A 17,140-nucleotide genomic window follows, 5' to 3' on the forward strand; every position below is an offset into this window, starting at 1 on the left:
TGGTCACTCAGGGGTACGGCCACGGGTTCGGCCGGCACCCGTCCAGGCCGAGCGTCTGCTGCTGCATCACGGGCGCCGGGACGCCCTGGCCGGGGCAGAGCACGTGATGGTGGCCGAGGACGTGCCCGATCTCGTGGTTCACGAGGTAGTGCCGGTAGCCGGTCAGGTCGCCGCGGTAGTCCGGGATGCCGGTGACCCAGCGGGCGAGGTTGAGGATCGCGTCCGGACCCTGCCGGCAGGACAGCCGGCCCTCGGTGCCGAGCGACCCGCACAGGCGGTCGGTCGTCGCGGGTGTCGCCAGCTTGATGTGGATCGGGGCGTCGCCCGCGGTACGCGAGAACCCGACGTTCCCGTCGCGGCCCCAGCTGCGCGGGTCGTTCAGCGTGGCCAGCGCGAACGCGGCGAACGCCTGCCCGTCGATCGTCAGTCCCTTCTCGACCTCGACCCGGACGGCTGTGACTCGGCCCCGCGCGGGCGCGGGGGACCCACCCGGCACGACGTCGAACTGCCCGGTGCCCGACGGCGGCACCGTCCGGTCGAGCACACCGGCGATCCGGTCCGGGCCGGGCGCCCGCGCCGCGGCGACGGGCCCCGGCGTCGTGGCCGGGGACGGGGTGGCCGGCGGGGGCGCGGCCGCGTTCGACGTCCCGGTGCACCCGGCGGAGAGGACGGTCACCGCGGCGACGGCCGCGATCAGGGCCGACCGGAGGGGTCGGAGGGAACCGGACGACGGCACGGAGCCAGCCTCGCAGTGCCGAACGGTCCGCGCTCGGCGGCGGCATCGCGCGTCCGGGTGGTCGCGCGGGAGGCCGTGCCGGAGGCGGTCCGCGGTGAGGTGGCCGCGCCGGGGCGGTGGTCGCGTCGGGATCAGGAGGGAACGGTCGCGTGCCGGTGCGCCGCCGCGACGATCGCCGCGACGACCCCGAGCTCGTCGTCGTCGCGCGGACCGGGGACGAGCACCGCGCCCGGCCCGAGGCGCAGCCCGGCCAGCGGATGCGGGACGGCCCAGCCCTTCGCCGTCGCGTCGTAGGCCAGTGCCTCCGGGAGCGCGAGGTGCAGGGCGCCGTCGTCCGGCGGGTGCAGGTGGGCGAACTCGCCGTCGTCGGGCAACAGGTAGGCGATGTCCGGTCCACGGGCGGTGCCCCGGTCGAGCAGCAGCGACCGCGTACCCGCCGGTCCGACGGTCGCCTCGCCAGGCGTCACACCGTCCAACGAGGACAGCTTGTCCCACAGCGCTTCCCGCATCTCCGCCGGCGGGACCTGCGACGTCTGCCGGTGCGGGATCGCGCCGGTCGTCTCCGGTGGCTCGCCGACGCGGGCCGGGAGCCTGCCGCCCGGAAGCTCGGGCCACGGCGGTTCCTCCCCGTCGGGCAGCGGGTTCTCGCCGTGCGCGCGCAGGTGGTCGAGCCGGTCGGCGAGCCAGGTGCCGACGCCGCCGACCACGCTGCCCGCCACCTGGTCGCCGCCCTCGACCTCGTCGGCCCACGTCGGTGCGCCGCTCTCCCTGGCGAGCCACGCCCGGGTCAGGGCGAGCTGCGCCGCGGGCGTGCGCGTGTCGTCGGTGCCCTGGGCGAGGTAGACGGGCATCCCCAGCAGGCGGCCCCGCTCCGTCGGCAGACCGGCGTCCAGCGGCAGCGCGCCGTAGAGCAGCAGGCCGCCCGCGAACCGTTCCGGGGCGAGCAGCATCATCGCGCCCGCCACGGTCACGCCCTCCCGGAAGCCGAGCAGCAGGACCGGACGTTCCGGGTCGCCCTCGGTCTCGATCCAGTCCAGCAGCCACCGCGCCGACCGCGCGAGCTCGTCCGGGTCCGGCGGACCGTCGCCCGGATCGGTGTACCAGCCGTAGCCCTGCCTGCGCTCGAACGGCGCCCGCACAGCGACGTACGCGACCGGCCCGTGCGGCAGCCACGGCGACATCTCGATCAACGAGTGCTCGCTGGTGCCGTTGCCGTGCAGCAGCACCAGCACGGGCACCGACGGGTGCTCCGAGCCCCACCGGGCCACCATCGGCCCGCCCCCGACGTCGGTGACCCAGCGCTGCGCCTCCATCGCGGAAGCCTCCCGCGAACGGCCCACCGGCGCCGTCTCAGATCGAGACCGTCCACGTGAGCGGCCGGGACGAGATCGCGTTACCCGGTCGGATGACGTACAGTGCTCCGAACGTCACAGCTGGTCGACGCGCGAACTCCCCGGCGCGGACCCCGGGAACGGACGGTGATGGCGGTACCCGGAACGGACGAGCGTTCCGGTGCGGACGCACCGGACCACCAGCTCGTCGTGCCGGTGAGCGACGAGCAGCTGCGCGAGCAGGCCTCCGAGTTCGTCGCGAGTGGACTCGGCGCGGGCGAGCAGGTGTCCTATTTCGACGACGGCATGGCGGCCGCCGTGCTGGAGCGCCTGGCCGACGACGGGGTCGACACGGCGGACCCGCTGCGCACCGGACAGCTGCAGATCATCCCGCCGGAGGCGACCCGGTCCGCATTGGAGGCCCGGCCCGAGGCGCTCGGCGGCCTGCTGCACGGTGCCGTCGACACCGCACTCGCCGGTGGCTGGCGGGGCCTGCGGTTCACCGGCGACCTCGCCCACGGTCTCGACCGTCCGGGCGGTGTCCTGCTCCACGAGGTCGACGGCGTCGTGGACCGGGTCGTGCGCGAGCGACCGGCCCGCGTGCTGTGCATCTACGACCGGGCCCGCTTCCCGTCGTCGCTGATCGAGGAGATGCAGACGCTGCACTCGCGGGAGGTCCCGGACGACTCGCTCTACGACGACGGGCTGCTCCGGATCACGCGCGGTCGCGGCGGTGTGGCGCGGTTGGCCGGCGAGGTCGACCACAGCAATCGCCAGCAGGTACGTCGCGTGCTCGAACCGATGCGGGAGGAGACGCTGCGGTCGGCGTCGTCCCGGTCGGTCGACCTCGTGCTGGACGTCGTGTCGCTGCGTTTCGCCGACGTCGCGACGGTCGTCAGTGTCGTGCACGCGGCCGAGGAGATGCCGTCGTCGCACCGGCTGGTCCTGTCCGGCGTCCGGCCGCGGCTGGCCCGCACGCTGGAGCGGTGTGGCGCGACGGCGGCGTCGCAGCTGGACGTCAGGGCCCGCCGCGGCTGACTCAGCGGGTGTCGAGCACGAGGTAGCCCTCGGCGAGCCGGCCCGACTCGAACCCGGCCGCCTTGGCCTGGTGCCCGCCCCACTGGCCGAGCATGCCCTCGAGGTCGGTCATGTGCGCCGTCTGGCTCTCGTGGGCGCGCAGTGCCGCGATCTTGCGGTCGAACGTGTCGGTGACGTCGACGTAGTGGTCGGCGCGGTCGTTCGAGCTGGTCACCCACACCTCGGACACCGTGTGTGCCTCGAAGCCCTCGGCCGCCAGCTCCGGGTGCGCCCACGGGTTGCGCGCGTCCGGGTAGACCGCGCACAGGGCGGCCTCCCCGGTCGCGGTGTGGTCCGGATGGCTCCCGTACATGCTGCGCAGGTCCCGCTCCGGCGACGGCAGCACGACCCGCTGCGGCTTCACCCGCCGGATCGAGCGGGAGATGTCGCGGCGCAGCTCCAGCGTCACGGTCAGCCGCCCGTCCGGGTAGCCGAGGAACTCGATGTCCGAGACCCCGACGGCGGCAGCGGCCTTGCGTTGCTCCTCCTGGCGGATGCCGCCGATCTCCGACCGCGGGACGGCCGGGTCGAAGCCGCCCGCGTCGCCGTCGGTGACGATGCAGTAGGACACCGCGATCCCGGCGTCGGTCCAGCTCGCGATCGTGCCCGCGGAGGAGAAGTCGATGTCGTCGGGGTGCGCGGCGATCACCAGCACCCGCTCGATGTCGGTCACGACGACATCCGATCACCTCGGCGGCCGCCGCACCACCGGACCTCACGCGGCGGCGGGCACCAGCGCCGTCACGCCGCCGAGGGTCCAGGCCAGGGACCGCGCGAGGTTCCACCGGAGCAGCCGGCGGAGCACGCCGGGGTCCACGCCGGCCGTGAGCCGGCCGTGCTCGCGGACCGCTCCGAGCGTGAGCAGCACTCCGGCGACCGCCGCGGCCGCGCACACCGGCACCAGCGGCCGCGTGAGGTCGTCGACCAGCAGGACGACCGTCGGCACGTCGTGATCGTCGACCACGACGTGCCGAGGCGCGCGCGGGCAGGCGGCTCAGCCTCCGTACTGCTGCTGGACCTGGTTCTGGTACTCCTGCTGGCACTGCTGCTGCGCGCTCGAGTCCTGGCCGGCCTGCTGCAGGCAGCTCACGAGGTCGCCGCCTCCGCTGGAGTAGAAGAAGCTGACACCGCCGATCACCAGCGCGATCACGATGATCACGCCTAGCGCTCCGGTGACGATGCCGGCGATCGAGACTCCCTTGTTCGTCGCGAGGCCCTTGCTCGCCCGGTTCACCCCGATCGCGCCGAGGATGATCGCGATCAGCCCGAGCAGTCCGCCGAGCAGGAAGAAGCTGGTGAGGATCGCCAGGATGCCCAGCACGAGCGCCGTGATCCCGAGCCCGTTCTTGGGCGCCGCGCCCGGCTGCCCCGGAGCCCCGCCCGGGTAGGCCTGCGCTCCGTACTGCTGGTTCGGATACGGCTGCCCGCCGTACTGCTGGTTGCCGTACTGCTGGTCGCCGTACTGCTGCGGCTGCCCGCCGTACTGCCCGCCGCCCTCCGGCTGCTGGCCGTACTGCGGGTTCCCGCCCTGGTCCCCCGTGGGTGTGCTCATCGACTGTTCCCCTCTCGTCCGCGGGTCCGTCGGCGATGATCACCCCCCGCGCTCGCGCGCGATGGTCTCGTCCGTTTCGTGTCAGGTCCAGCGTCGTGACCGAAGCGGTACCGGTTCCACCTCGGCCGGGGGACGGGTGAGGGCGGGACGGTCGATCGCGAAGTCGGCGATCGGATGACGGGTGGTCCCGGCGCAGGCCAGCTCGGCCAGGATCCGTCCGGCCAGCGAGACGAGCCCGGGGGACCGGTCGGTGCCCGCCGCGACGCCGACCCGTCCGGACGCCACCGTGTCGAGGACGGGCTCGCGGTCGGCCGGGACGCTCGCCACGCGCGTGGCCGTGGACAGCTCCGGCCCGGCGAACCCGGGCACGCGCTCGGCCAGGAACGCCTCCCGGGCCGAGCGGTCGGCCGGCTCGCCGGGGCGGCACAGCGTCGTCGCGACCTCGCCGTGCACCGGCAGGCCCCGGAATGTGCCCGCGCCACGCCAGGTGAACACCGGGAACCGGCCCGGCGAGAAGTCGATCAGGTGCGGGGTCGCGTAGCGGGTGACCTGCTCGCGCACGACGGTCCGGGGGACGGGTGCGGCGATGCCCTCGAGCACCGCGTCCGTCCCGGCCCCGGCCGCGACGACGACGTGCTCGGCCCGGTAGACCTCGTCGTCGGTGACGACCTCGACGTGCCGTCCGGAGTCGTGCAGCGCCCGTACCGGGGCGTACTCCCGGATCTCGGCGCCGTGGCCGCGGGCGAGCGCGACGTGCGTGGCGTCCGCGCGGTGCAGGTCGACGATCGCGACGCCGGGCCGGTGCACGATCCGCTCGCCGCCGCGCGGACGGAACTGGGGCCAGCCGGCGACCAGGCCGCCCGCGTCGAGCTCCTCGACCTCGATCCCGTGCCGGGCCGCGACGGCGAGGTGCCGGTCGACGGTCCCGCGCACGGCGGGCACGTCCGGGTCCTCGATCACCAGCCCCCCGGTCCGGGTCACGAGCCGCTGGCCGGACACGCTCTCCACCTGCCGCCACGCCAGGTGGGCCGGGCCGGCGAGCGCGGCGTGCGCGTCGCGTCCGCCCGCGTGCGCGACGGCGGCGGTCCGGCCGGCGCGTGCGTTCCCGGCCGCGCCGCGCTCCAGCCCGAGCACGGACGCGTACGGTGCCGCCATCCGGGACAGCCAGTACAGGGCGGCCGAGCCGACGCTCCCGCAGCCGACGACGACGAACGCGTGATCGCGGTTCACGAGCCTCACTGTCGCCCGGCGGAACGGGCCGCGATTCACCGATCACCGCTGGGAATGCTGGTATAAGGAAGACCTTATGGACGTCGAGCTGCGCCAGCTCCGGGTGTTCCTGACCGTCGCCTCCGAGCTCCACTTCAGCCGCGCGGCGGCCCGGCTGCACGTCAGCCAGCCTGCCCTGAGCCAGCAGATCCGCACGCTGGAGCGCGCGCTGGGCGCGCCGCTGTTCGACCGCAGCGCCCGCGCGACCGAGCTCACGCCCGCCGGGCGGGCGCTGCTGGAGGCGGCGCCACGGGTGCTGTACGAGGCGGAGCGAGCGCAGGACCGCGTCACGCAGGCGGCCGTCGGCGCGGTCGGGTCCCTGCTCGTGGGGTCCGTCGGCACGGCGTTGGCGAGTATCGCGCCGCGCATCCTGCGCCAGGTCCGGGCGCGCTTTCCCGACCTGCACCTCGAGGTCTCGCAGCACGACACGGCCGCGCAGATGGTGGCGATCGCGGACCGTCGCCTGGACGCCGGCCTGGTCCGTGAGGCCGCGCCGACGGCGTCCGTCGCCGTCGAGCAGCTCGTGTCCGAGCCGCTGCTGGCCGTCCTGCCGTCCGACCACCCGCTGGCCGGGTCCGCGACGGTCGACCCGCGCGACCTCGACGGCGTGCCGATCGTGCTCTGGCCGCGCCCGACCGGGGCGGCGTTCTTCGACATCATCACGACCTACTGCCGCGAGCACGGCTTCTCCCCGCGGATCGTGGCCGAGGGCGCCGACATCGAGACCCAGCTCAGCCTCGTCGCGGCCGGGATCGGGGTGTCGCTGCAGCCCTCCTACTACGCGAACCTGCGCCCGCCGGGAGTGGAGTTCCGCCCGCTCGCCGGCCCGTCGCCGTCGGTGTCGCTGCAGGTCGCATGGCGCCGTCGGGACCGCTCGCCCGCCGTGGCGCACTTCGTGGACGCCGCCCGTGCCTGCGCGACACGGCACTAGACGGCGTGGTGGGTTCGCGGCCCCTGACGTCCCGCCGCTGTGCGGACCCGTTGCGCGCGTGCACCGAGCGCGGTGACGGCGAGCCGTGCCCGGAGGCGTTCGCCCTGCTCGGCGACCTGCCCGACCCGGGACCTCACCGAGTCCTGAGCCGCCCGGCCGGGCCGGGTCCAGAATGGGTCCGGTGAGCGAGTCCACCCACCTGGCGCCCCCGGTCCCGATCGACGACGCGCTGGTCTCGCGTGCGGAGGAACGCGTGCGACGCTGGGCGGTGCGGGCCGCGCCCGGGGGCGGGAGCGGGCCGTCGGCCCGGCTGGCCGCGCTCATGCACGACCCGGCCGGGGTGGACTTCACGCTCCGGTTCGTCGACCGCGTCGCCCGGCCCGCCGACGATCGCGCCGCCGCACGGGCGCTGGCCGGCATCGCCGGACCGGGCGCGAGCCTGCCCGGCTTCCTCGGCGTCGCGGACAAGGCGTTGCTGCGCACCGGTGCGGTGCTCGCGCCGCGGATGCCGCACGTCGTCGTCCCCGCGGCACGACGACGGCTGCGCGCGCTCGTCGGGCACCTGATCGTCGACGCCGACGGCCGTCATCTGGCCCACCATCTCGCGACCGCCCGCGAGGACGGGGTGCGGCTCAACCTGAACCTGCTCGGCGAGGCCGTCCTGGGCGAGGACGAGGCGGACCGGCGCTTCGAGCGCACGCTCGCGCTGCTGCGACGACCGGACGTCGACTACGTGTCGGTGAAGGCGTCGTCGGTGGCCAGCCAGCTCGTCCCGTGGGACGTGGAGGGCAGCCGCGACCGGCTCGTCGCGCGGCTGCTGCCGTTCTACCGGGCGGCCGCCGAGCACGGCGTGTTCGTGAACCTCGACATGGAGGAGTACAAGGACCTCGACCTCACGGTCGCGCTGTTCACGACGCTGCTGAGCCGGCCGGAACTGGCCGGGCTCCAGGCGGGGATCGTCCTGCAGGCGTACCTGCCGGACTCGGTCCGGGCACTCGGCGAGCTGAGCGAGTGGGCGACGCGCCGCGTCGAGAGCGGGGGAGCGCCGGTCAAGGTCCGGCTGGTCAAGGGCGCGAACCTGGCCATGGAGCGGGTCGAGGCCGAGCTGCACGACTGGCCGCAGGCGCCGTACCTCACGAAGGAGGAGGTGGACGCGAACTACGTCCGCCTCCTGGACCGGGGGATCGGTGCCGCTTCTCGTTCCGCTGGCGCTCCTGTCGGCGGCGCTCACGCGCACGCCCTGCGCCTCGGCGTCGCGAGCCACCATCTGCACCATGTCGCGCTCGCGCTGGAGCTGGCCGACGCGCGGGGCGCGACCGCGCAGGTCGACGTCGAGATGCTGCAGGGCATGGCTCCGGACTGGGCCCGGGTCGTCGCCGCCGACGTCCCGAACCCGCTCGTGCTCTACACGCCGGTCGTGCACCGCGGCGACTTCGACGCGGCCGTCTCCTACCTGGTCCGGCGCCTCGAGGAGAACGCGGCGCCGGAGAACTACCTCTACGCGCTGTTCGCGAGCGGCTCCGGCGGCGGGCCGTCCACGTACGTGCACCGGTTCCGTGCCTCGGTCCGGGACCGGGACGCCGTTCCGGAGACGCCGCGCCGGACCCAGGACCGGTCGCGGGAGGAGATCGCGGACCGCGGCCCGGGGTTCCGCAACGAGCCGGACACCGACCCGGCGCTGGCCGCGAACCGCGACTGGTTCCGCCGCGCCGTCGCCGCGCGGGCGCCCGCCGTCGCGGGCCGGCGTCTGTCCATTCCGGACGAGGTCGACGACGTGGTCGCGACGGCGAGGTCCTCCGGCTGGCGCGACGTGCGGGCGACCGAGCGGGGACGGCTGCTGCGCGAGGCCGCCCGCGCGCTGGCCGCCGCGCGCACCGAGCTGCTCACCGTGATGGTCGCCGAGGGCGGCAAGACCGTCGCCGAGGCCGATCCGGAGATCTCCGAGGCGATCGACTTCGCCGCGTACTACGCGGACCGCGCCGACGAGCTGGTCCACGCCCCGTTCACGCCGGACCGCGTCGTCGTCGTCACGCCGCCGTGGAACTTCCCGATCGCGATCCCGCTCGGCGGCTGCCTGGCCGCGCTGGCCGCCGGCGCCGCCGTCGTGATCAAGCCTGCGCCGCAGGTGCGGGCGTGCGCCGAGGTCGGTGTCGCCGCGCTGCACCGCGGCGGCATCCCGGCCGACGCGCTGCAGCTCGTCCACACCGAGGAGGACGACACCGGCCGGCGCCTGATCACGCATCCGGACGTCGACCGCGTCGTGCTCACCGGTGCCACCGACACGGCTCGGCTGTTCCGCACCTGGCGTCCCGACCTGCACCTGGTCGCCGAGACCAGCGGCAAGAACGCGCTGGTCATCACGCCGAGCGCCGACCCGGACCTCGCCGTCGCCGACCTCGTCCGGTCCGCGTTCGGCCACGCCGGACAGAAGTGCTCCGCCGCGTCGCTGGCGATCCTGGTCGGGTCAGCGGCGACCGGTTCGGAGACCGGGAAGCGGCTGCGGCGCCAGATCGCCGACTCCGTCCGGACGCTGCGCGTCGGGTACGGCACCGATCCGTCGACGACGATGGGCCCGCTGATCGCGCCGCCGGAGGGCAAGCTCGAGCGGGCACTGACCACACTGGACCGTGGCGAGCGCTGGCTGGTGCGCCCCAGGAGGATCGGCGAGACGCTTTGGACGCCCGGCGTCCGCGCGCCCGTCCGGCCGGGCTCGTGGTTCCACCTCACCGAGTGCTTCGGGCCGGTGCTCGGGCTGATGTACGCCCGCGACCTGGACGAGGCGATCGCCTGGCAGAACGCCACCGGCTACGGCCTCACCGGCGGCATCCACTCGCTCGACCCCGCCGAGATCGACCGGTGGTGCGCGGAGGTCGAGGTCGGCAACGCCTACGTCAACCGGCACATCACCGGCGCGATCGTCCAGCGGCAGTCGTTCGGCGGATGGAAGGGCTCCGTCGTCGGCCCCGGTGCGAAGCCGGGTGGCCCGAACTACGTCGCGCAGTTCGGGACCTGGACCGACGGGCCGACGAGCGCGGCCGCGGAGCCCGCCCGCCGGGTGCGGGCCGTGCTGGGAGCGGTGGACCTGCCGGAGGTGGACCGGCAGTGGCTCCGGGAGGCGGCGGCGTCCGATGCGGCGGCCTGGCGCGACGAGTTCTCCGTCGAGCACGACCCGACCGGCCTGGCCGCCGAGTCGAACGTGTTCCGCTACCGCTCGGTGCCCGAGCTCGCGCTCGTCGCCGGCGAGGGTGCGACGGGCCGTGACGTCGCCCGCGTCGTGCTGGCGGCGGCGTGCGCGTCGGTGCCGGTGCACGTGTACGGCTGGGCGGAGCCGCCGCTGCCCGGTGCGAACCGCCACGGCGGGTTCCCGGAGCCGCGGCCCGGTGGACGGATCCGGGTGGTCGGCACGGTGCCCGACGAGCTGCGGGTCGCCGCCGCGGAGGCGGGCGCGTCGATCCTGGACGCACCGGTCGTCCGCGACGGGCGGAGGGAGATGCTCACCGTGCTGCGCGAACAGGCGATCAGCCGGACACGCCACCGGTTCGGGCACGTGGAGCACCGCTGATCGGTACTCCGATACGGTCACTGGTCATGGTTCTGCGCGCCCGCGACGTCATGACCCACCGTGTCGTCACCGTCCAGGCGGACGACCTGGTCAGCCGTGCCGAGAACCGGCTGGCCGAGATGCACTTCAGTGCTCTGCCGGTCGTGGACCGGGGCCGCCGGCTGGTCGGGATCATCAGCCTGGTCGACGTGCTGCGCGCCCGTGAGGACCCGCGCTTCGGGCCGGAGACGCTCGTCTCCGAGGTGATGACGGCCGACGTGCTGTCGATGGCTCCGACGGTCAGTGTCGATGTGATCGCGAACCGGATGCGCACCTACGGCGAGGTGCGGGTGATGCCGATCGTGCACCGTCGCGAGCTCGTCGGCGTCGTCACCCGCAGCGACCTGCTGCGCCGCCGCGAGATGGACAACCCGCTGGCCCGTGCCGCGCGCAAGCTCACCGGCCGCGCCGACGACTCGCGCGAGCTCCCGGTCGTCGCGCACCGCGGGGAGGGGCGGCTCGCCGGGCGGGACCCGTCGACACTGAAGGTCCGCGACGTGATGACCGACGACAGCGGCGACGGGATCGCCGTCGTGTACCGGTCCACGCCCGTCGTCGACGTCGCGCAGCTGCTGCTCGACTACCGGTTCACGAACGTCCCGGTGGTCACCGACGAGGGCGGCCTGCTGCTCGGCGTCGTCAGCGAGGCCGACATGCTCGGCCCGTCCCGTCCGGGTGCCGCCCGCACGGCGGGGGCCGCGATGACCGTCGACGTCGAGGTCGTCGGGCCGGACGACCCGCTGAATGCGGCGCGGGTCCTGCTCGTCGAGCGCGGTTTCCGGGTGGTCCCGGTCGTGGAGTCCGACGGGCGGCTGGTCGGCGTGCTCAGCCGCAGCGACCTGCTCTAGGGGCACGTCTCCCTGACCTTCGCCTCGGCGATCGCGCGGGTCGTCGACGGATTCGACACCACCACCCTGGCCACACGCGAGACCAGCAGGTTCGCGATCGCGTCGCTGTTGCCGGTTGCCTCCAACGCCACCTCGTCTGCCGGGCAGAGACCGTCCGCTCCCGACCGACGAGGTGGCGTTGACATTCCTCTACCTGGTCACACGCTCGCTGGACCCGACAGGGAAGGGCCGGCCTGCGACGACGAACTCTGGCGGAATTTTGTACTTGCCAACCGGTACAAAAAATCGCTAGCGTTCGCTCGTGGGTTGGGACTTCAGCACTGAGGCGGACTTCCAGTCGGAGCTCGACTGGGCGCGGCGACTCATGGTCGAGGAGGTCGAGCCGTTGGAGACGGTCGATCTTCCGCGCGACGAGCTCGAGCGTGCTCTCGCGCCGCTCCAGGAACAGGTCAAGGAGCGGGGTCTGTGGGCAGCGCATCTGGATCCGGAGCTGGGCGGCCAGGGCTACGGGCAGCTGAAGCTCGGGTTGCTCAACCAGCAGGTCGGCCGCTCGGAGTTGGGGCCGTTCGTGTTCGGGAGCCGAGCCCCCGACGCCGGCAACGCGGAGATCCTGGCACTCAACGCCACCGTCGAGCAGAGAACGCGCTACCTGGAGCCACTCCTGGCCGGGCGGCTGCGTTCGGCGTTCGCGATGACCGAGCTGGACACCGCCTGCAGCGATCCGACGCTGCTGCAGCTGCGGGCGGTCCCGGACGGCGACGGGCTGGTCCTCAACGGGAGCAAGTGGTTCATCACCCAGGCCGATGTCGCCGACTTCTTCCTGGTCATGGTGGTGACGGACCCTGATGAGCAGCCGCACCGTCGAGCATCGATCGTCATCGTCGACCGGGCGCAGGAAGGCTGTCACGTCGGACGCGCCATCGGGTCCATGCACGATCCGGTGCCGGGGCCGTCGTCGTTCGAGACCCACTCGGTTCTCACCTTCGCGGACTGCCGAATCCCCGCCTCGCAGGTGCTGGGTGAGGTCGGCGCCGGGTTCACCATCGCCCAGCAGCGTCTCGGGCCCGGACGCATTCACCACTGCATGCGGTGGATCGCCCAGGCCGAGCGAGCGCTCGACATGCTCTGCGAGCGTGCGCTGTACCGCCGTAGCCACGGTCGAATGCTCGGCGAACACCAGAGCATCCAGAACTGGATCGCCGACTCGACAGCCGAGCTGCACGCCGTTCGGCTGATGACGCTGCACGCCGCGTGGCGGATCGACAGCGAAGGATCCCGCGCGGCGCGCCGGGAAATCAGCATGATCAAGTACTACGGCGCCCGGATGCTCCTCGACGTCCTCGACCGGGCGATCCAGACCTACGGCTCGATCGGCTACTCCACCGACATGCCACTCGAGGCCATGTACCGCGCCGGCCGGGCCTCTCGCATCTACGACGGCCCTGACGAGGTGCATCGCGCGGTCGTCGCGCGCTCCGTCCTGAAGGACTACTCCGCTCCCGAGGACGGGGTCCCGACCGAGTACGTCCCCCGCAGGCGCGAAGCAGCGCTCCGCCGGGTCGCCGAGCTTCTCGATCTGGCGACGACGTGAGCGTCGACGAGACGAGCGGCTCGGACGCCGCGCCTGCACGCATCCGCGAGCGGGCCGCGGCTCTGGGGCCGTATCTCAGTGATCGGCTCGGTCGGACCGCGGACATCGCCGAGGTGAGTCTCGCGTCCGAGGGCATGTCCGCGTCGACGCTGCTGGTCGATCTGCACCACGGGGAGAGGATCGTCCTCCGCGCTCAGGAACGGGTCGACGACCAGCTGCTGAGCCTGGACGGTGCGGCGCAGTTCCACCTGCTCCGGGATGTCGTCGCGCACGGGGTCCCGGCGCCACCCGCACTGTTCTTCGAGCCCGACCCCGACATCCTGGGGCTGCCGTTCCTGGCCACAGCGGGTCTGCCGGGTGCCGCGGTGGTGCCATGGTCATCGGCGGGACGTGAGTTCCTCGCTCGAGCGGGCCGCGGTCCAGCCGGGGCTCAACTGCTCGACATCCTCGTGGGTGTTCACTCGGTCCCGGTTGACGGGGAGAACGTCGTCCGTGCCGTCGGACTCCCGTCGTCCGACTCCGGCAGAGCGACGCTCAAGCGCCTGCGTTCCGCCGTGGAGGGGAACGTCGTCCAGGCGGAGCCGATCCTCACCGACGCCCTGGGCTGGCTCGACGCGAACCTTCCGCCTTGTCCGGAACCCACTCTGGTCCACGGAGACTTCCGGGCGGGGAACCTGTTGTTCGAGGGCGAGCGGATCAGCGGTCTCCTGGACTGGGAGTTCGCTCAGGTGGGCGATCCGGCCCGCGACCTCGCCTGGTTCATGGCGAAGTCGAATCGACAGTCCGACGATCTCGCCTGCGACATGGTCCCGGTGGCCGAGTTCGTGGCCGACTACCGACGTGCCGGCGGCGGTGATATCTCGCCGTCGTCGATCGCGTACTGGGACGTGTTCATGCTGGTCTATTCCACCGCCATGTGGTTGAGGAGTACGGCGCTCTGGCGAGCGGGACGCCTGGACGATCTTCGAATCGCTCGGTGGACCCACGCCCTTCCAAAACTGCGTGTCATGATCCTCGACGCCCTCGACGAGGCTGGCCGATGAGCGTCATTCCCACGTCGGGGGCGCTCGATCTCGTGGAGCGCGGGCTGCGCGCGGACGTTCTCCCGCATGTCGTGGACCCGCACGGCAACGCGTCGTTGCGGGCGGCACTGACGATCCTGAGCAACATCCGGCTCGAGATCGACCGCGGAGCGGCCCGCGACCGTGCCACGGTCATAGCGGCGCTGCCCGACGCCGGTACCTGGCCCGACACCCTCCGAACGTGGTCGGAGGAAGCAGCCGACCACGTCGCCGATCTCGTGGCCAGGGCCGAGGCCGAGACGGAATCCGGTCCCGCGCTCGCACGACAGAGTTTGCTGGCCGCTGCACAGCTGTGCTGCCAGCAGGTCTGGCAACACGACGCGGACGGCAGCGGGCTCCTGCGATCGGTCCGTCGGGTGCTCCGTATCGATGCCGAGGCCGAATACACGACCCAGAACGGCTGACCGGTACCACGTTCAGGAAAGGGAGGGCACCATGGGCGGATCGGTTGTCGCCGACCTCTTCCGCAAGTCTCGCCTGTCTCGCGGAGAGGCCGAGCACACAGCACTGGTCTTCGGAGCCACCCGGCTGACCTATGCGGAGCTCGATGACCTGAGCGGTCGCCTGGCGGCGGGTCTTGTCGTCAGCGGGCTGCACAAGGGCGACCGGATCGCGATCCTGTCCCACAACCGAGCCGAGTACGTCGTCGCGTTCCTCGGTGCGGTGAAGGCCGGGGCCATCGTCGTTCCGGTCAACTACCTGCTGCGCGGTCCCGAGATCGGCTACCACCTCGACGACTCCGGCGCGACGTGGACCTTCGTCGAAGACCGATTCCTCGACGTCCTGCGTCCACTCGCGGCGGAGCGGCCGGGACATCGGGTCGTGGCCATCGACGGCACCCCGAACCCCGGGGAGCTCGCGCTCGACGACCTGCTCGCCACGGACCCCGACGCTGCGACGCTTCCCCCTGTCGACGGCGACGACATCGCGCTCCTGCAGTACACCTCGGGCACCACCGGACGTCCGAAGGGCGCCGTCCACACCCAAGCGGGGATCGTGCTCAACGCCGTCTCACAGGTCATGGACATGTCCATCGACGCCGACGACGTCTACCTCGGGATCCCGGCGCTCTGCTGGGCCGCGGGCCTGCACACCGGGCTGTTCGCCTGGATCCAGCGCGGAGCCACCATCGTCCTCAACCCCAGCTCGGGCTTCGACCCGGACGCCCTGTGCACGCTCATCGAAGCGGAGCGGGTCACCGCCATGACGATCGTGCCCGCTGTGCTGCGGCGGGTCCTCGACTCGGGCGCCGTCGACCGCCACGACGTCAGCACGCTGCGCTACCTCATCGTCGGGGGCGAACCGGTGTCGGTGGAACTGCTCGACCGGCTGGACAAGGCCGTACCCGGAGCCCAGGTCGTCCAGGCCTACGGCCAGTCCGAGTTCCCTACCGTCATGTCGACCCTGGACCCCCGCTACGGCCGCTCCAAGGCAGGCTCCACCGGCAAGGCCACCGGCCTCGCCGAGCTCCGGGTCGTCGACGACACCGGCATCGACGTCCCTGTCGGCCAGGACGGCGAGATCATCTGCCGCTCCCCGGCGACGATGCAGGGCTACTGGAACAAGCCGGAGGAGACCTCTCGGGCGATCGTCGACGGATGGCTGCGCACCGGCGACCGCGGCCGGGTCGACGACGAGGGCTTCCTCTACATCTCCGGCCGCTCCAAGGACATGATCATCTCGGGTGGGCTGAACGTCTACCCGGCGGAGATCGAGCAGATTCTTGCCGACCATCCGGCCGTGGCGGAGGTGGCGGTCACCGGCGTCGCCGACGATCGTCTCGGCGAGATCGGCTGTGCCCACATCGTGTTCGCGCCGGGCCGGTCGGCCACCGAGGCGGAGCTGACCGCGTACTGCAGCGATCAGCTCGCCGGGTACAAGGTGCCGCGGCTGTGGCTGTTCCGTGACGAGGCGCTGCCTCGCACCGCCTCCGGCAAGGTGCAGAAGTTCCGGCTCGACTCATGAGCACGACAGGAACCGCAGGCCAGCAGCCCCTACGGGGGAGTGGGCCACTAGCCGGTGTGCGGGTCGTCGAGCTCGCCGGCATCGGACCGGGCGCCTTCGGGGCCACGGTCCTGTCCGACCTGGGCGCAGACGTCATCCGCATCGATCGGCTCACCCCGGTAGCCGAGGACACCGTCACCATGACCGGCCCGCTCAGCCGTGGGCGCCGATCCATCGCGCTCGACCTGAAGACGGCCGAGGGGACCAGGACCGCTCTGGCGCTCATCGACGACGCAGACGTCCTGATCGACCCGTTCCGACCCGGAGTCACCCGGCGCCTCGGCCTGGGCCCTGAGATCCGCGAGTCCCGACCGCGCCTGATCTACGCCCAGATGACCGGCTGGGGCCAGGACGGCCCGCTGGCTCCACGAGCCGGCCACGATCTCAACTACCTTGCCCTGAGCGGCGCCCTGGCGATGATGGGCACCCCGGGCGAACCACCGCCGGTGCCGTTGAACCTGGTCGCCGACTTCGGCGGTGGCGGCATGTTGCTGGTCATGGGCATCACCGCCGCCCTCTACGAACGGGAGCGGTCCGGCACAGGTCAGCTGCTCGACGTCGCGATGCTCGACGGGGTCACCATGCTGGCGGCCAGCCTGTTCCAGCTTCGCCGCGACGGCATCATCACCGGCGAGCGGGGCCGGAGTTTCCTCGACGGTGGCGCACCCTGGTATCGGGCCTACCGAACCGCCGACGCCCGCTACGTCACCGTCGCCGCGCTCGAGCCGCAGTTCTACCGCGCCCTGCTCGCCGCTCTCGACATCCCACCCGCTGATCACCCGCAATGGGACCGGTCGACCTGGCCGAAGCTGACCGGGTTGCTCGAGGAGCGTTTCGCCGCCGAACCACTCAGCCACTGGGACCAGCAGCTCACGGACCTCGACGTCTGCTACGCCCCCGTGCTCGACCTCGACGAGCTCGAGACCCACCCGCACCACATGGCCCGACAAACAGTGAGCAGCACTTACGGGCTCCGTGAGCCGACCCCGGCGCCACGCTTCAGCCGAACCCCGGCACGCATCCAGGGCCCGGCCACCGAACCCGGCCAGCACACCACCGAGATCCTCGCCGAGCTGGCCGACCGCCAGGCACACGTCGACCTCGACCACTGACCGCCA

The 17,140-nt window shown here is 72.8% G+C and carries 16 protein-coding genes; 9 read left to right on the forward strand and 7 right to left on the reverse strand.

Annotated elements, in window-relative coordinates; all coding sequences use genetic code 11:
* Window positions 1-7: 7 nt before the first annotated feature.
* Both EV378_RS33775 and EV378_RS33780 read right to left on the reverse strand, forming a co-directional pair.
* Complete coding sequence (locus tag EV378_RS33775) at window positions 8-676, reverse strand: DUF3152 domain-containing protein (protein ID WP_165922611.1); 669 nt, start codon at window positions 674-676, stop codon at window positions 8-10.
* A 191-nt stretch (window positions 677-867) separates the two neighbouring features.
* Entirely contained in the window at window positions 868-2,049 is a 1,182-nt protein-coding gene (locus EV378_RS33780; protein ID WP_132431920.1) for a luciferase domain-containing protein, read from the reverse strand.
* Window positions 2,050-2,217: 168 nt separating this feature from the next.
* On the opposite strand from EV378_RS33780, the gene EV378_RS33785 reads away from it, so the two are divergent.
* Complete coding sequence (locus tag EV378_RS33785; RefSeq protein WP_132431922.1) at window positions 2,218-3,105, forward strand: MEDS domain-containing protein; 888 nt, start codon at window positions 2,218-2,220, stop codon at window positions 3,103-3,105.
* Window position 3,106: 1 nt separating this feature from the next.
* On the opposite strand, the gene EV378_RS33790 is transcribed toward EV378_RS33785, so the two are convergent.
* The 4 genes from EV378_RS33790 to EV378_RS33805 form a co-directional block, all read right to left on the reverse strand.
* Window positions 3,107-3,817, reverse strand: coding sequence for a PIG-L deacetylase family protein (locus tag EV378_RS33790; RefSeq protein ID WP_132431924.1), 711 nt, complete (start codon window positions 3,815-3,817; stop codon window positions 3,107-3,109).
* 42 nt (window positions 3,818-3,859) lie between these two features.
* Window positions 3,860-4,090, reverse strand: a complete 231-nt coding sequence (locus EV378_RS33795) for a hypothetical protein (protein ID WP_132431926.1) — start codon at window positions 4,088-4,090, stop codon at window positions 3,860-3,862.
* Between the two features lie 48 nt (window positions 4,091-4,138).
* Window positions 4,139-4,696 (reverse strand): DUF4190 domain-containing protein, encoded by a 558-nt coding sequence (locus EV378_RS33800; RefSeq protein WP_132431928.1) that lies wholly within the window; start codon window positions 4,694-4,696, stop codon window positions 4,139-4,141.
* Window positions 4,697-4,777: 81 nt separating this feature from the next.
* Entirely contained in the window at window positions 4,778-5,926 is a 1,149-nt protein-coding gene (locus EV378_RS33805; protein ID WP_243653891.1) for an FAD-dependent oxidoreductase, read from the reverse strand.
* A 76-nt stretch (window positions 5,927-6,002) separates the two neighbouring features.
* Between EV378_RS33805 and EV378_RS33810 the strand changes: the two genes are divergently transcribed.
* From EV378_RS33810 to EV378_RS33820, 3 genes are all read left to right on the forward strand, one after another.
* Window positions 6,003-6,896 carry a LysR family transcriptional regulator gene (locus EV378_RS33810; protein ID WP_132431932.1) on the forward strand — a complete coding sequence of 298 codons (894 nt, stop codon included), beginning with the start codon at window positions 6,003-6,005 and terminating at the stop codon, window positions 6,894-6,896.
* A 181-nt stretch (window positions 6,897-7,077) separates the two neighbouring features.
* Window positions 7,078-10,458: a proline dehydrogenase family protein gene (locus tag EV378_RS33815; protein WP_243653892.1), complete on the forward strand. Its 3,381-nt coding sequence runs from the start codon at window positions 7,078-7,080 to the stop codon at window positions 10,456-10,458.
* A 26-nt stretch (window positions 10,459-10,484) separates the two neighbouring features.
* Entirely contained in the window at window positions 10,485-11,345 is an 861-nt protein-coding gene (locus EV378_RS33820) for a CBS domain-containing protein (protein ID WP_132431936.1), read from the forward strand.
* Here the strand turns inward: EV378_RS33820 and EV378_RS36855 are convergent.
* Complete coding sequence (locus tag EV378_RS36855) at window positions 11,342-11,476, reverse strand: hypothetical protein (RefSeq protein ID WP_279389676.1); 135 nt, start codon at window positions 11,474-11,476, stop codon at window positions 11,342-11,344. The genes EV378_RS33820 and EV378_RS36855 overlap by 4 nt on opposite strands.
* A gap of 170 nt (window positions 11,477-11,646) precedes the next feature.
* Between EV378_RS36855 and EV378_RS33830 the strand changes: the two genes are divergently transcribed.
* From EV378_RS33830 to EV378_RS33850, 5 genes are read left to right on the forward strand one after another with little or no spacing between them, the layout of a single operon-like run.
* Window positions 11,647-12,936: an acyl-CoA dehydrogenase family protein gene (locus EV378_RS33830; protein ID WP_132431938.1), complete on the forward strand. Its 1,290-nt coding sequence runs from the start codon at window positions 11,647-11,649 to the stop codon at window positions 12,934-12,936.
* Window positions 12,933-13,979, forward strand: coding sequence for a phosphotransferase family protein (locus tag EV378_RS33835; RefSeq protein ID WP_132431940.1), 1,047 nt, complete (start codon window positions 12,933-12,935; stop codon window positions 13,977-13,979). Before EV378_RS33830 ends, EV378_RS33835 begins: the two co-directional genes overlap by 4 nt.
* Window positions 13,980-14,011: 32 nt before the next feature.
* Window positions 14,012-14,422 (forward strand): hypothetical protein, encoded by a 411-nt coding sequence (locus tag EV378_RS33840; protein ID WP_132431942.1) that lies wholly within the window; start codon window positions 14,012-14,014, stop codon window positions 14,420-14,422.
* A gap of 31 nt (window positions 14,423-14,453) precedes the next feature.
* Entirely contained in the window at window positions 14,454-15,983 is a 1,530-nt protein-coding gene (locus tag EV378_RS33845; RefSeq protein WP_132431944.1) for a class I adenylate-forming enzyme family protein, read from the forward strand.
* Window positions 15,984-16,039: 56 nt separating this feature from the next.
* The gene (locus tag EV378_RS33850) at window positions 16,040-17,134 is read left to right on the forward strand and encodes a CaiB/BaiF CoA transferase family protein (RefSeq protein WP_243653893.1); all 1,095 of its coding nucleotides are present in this window, start codon (window positions 16,040-16,042) and stop codon (window positions 17,132-17,134) included.
* The last annotated feature ends 6 nt before the right edge of the window (window positions 17,135-17,140 follow it).

This window comes from Pseudonocardia endophytica (genome assembly GCF_004339565.1).
GTDB lineage: Bacteria > Actinomycetota > Actinomycetes > Mycobacteriales > Pseudonocardiaceae > Pseudonocardia > Pseudonocardia endophytica.

Bases quoted from the DNA above. Each gene is read 5' to 3' on its own strand.
- EV378_RS33810 (WP_132431932.1), top strand. From the start codon at position 6,003: ATGGACGTCGAGCTGCGCCAGCTCCGGGTGTTCCTGACCGTCGCCTCC.
- EV378_RS33845 (WP_132431944.1), top strand. From the start codon at position 14,454: ATGGGCGGATCGGTTGTCGCCGACCTCTTCCGCAAGTCTCGCCTGTCT.
- EV378_RS33780 (WP_132431920.1), bottom strand. From the start codon at position 2,049: ATGGAGGCGCAGCGCTGGGTCACCGACGTCGGGGGCGGGCCGATGGTG.
- EV378_RS33800 (WP_132431928.1), bottom strand. From the start codon at position 4,696: ATGAGCACACCCACGGGGGACCAGGGCGGGAACCCGCAGTACGGCCAG.
- EV378_RS33785 (WP_132431922.1), top strand. From the start codon at position 2,218: ATGGCGGTACCCGGAACGGACGAGCGTTCCGGTGCGGACGCACCGGAC.
- EV378_RS33820 (WP_132431936.1), top strand. From the start codon at position 10,485: ATGGTTCTGCGCGCCCGCGACGTCATGACCCACCGTGTCGTCACCGTC.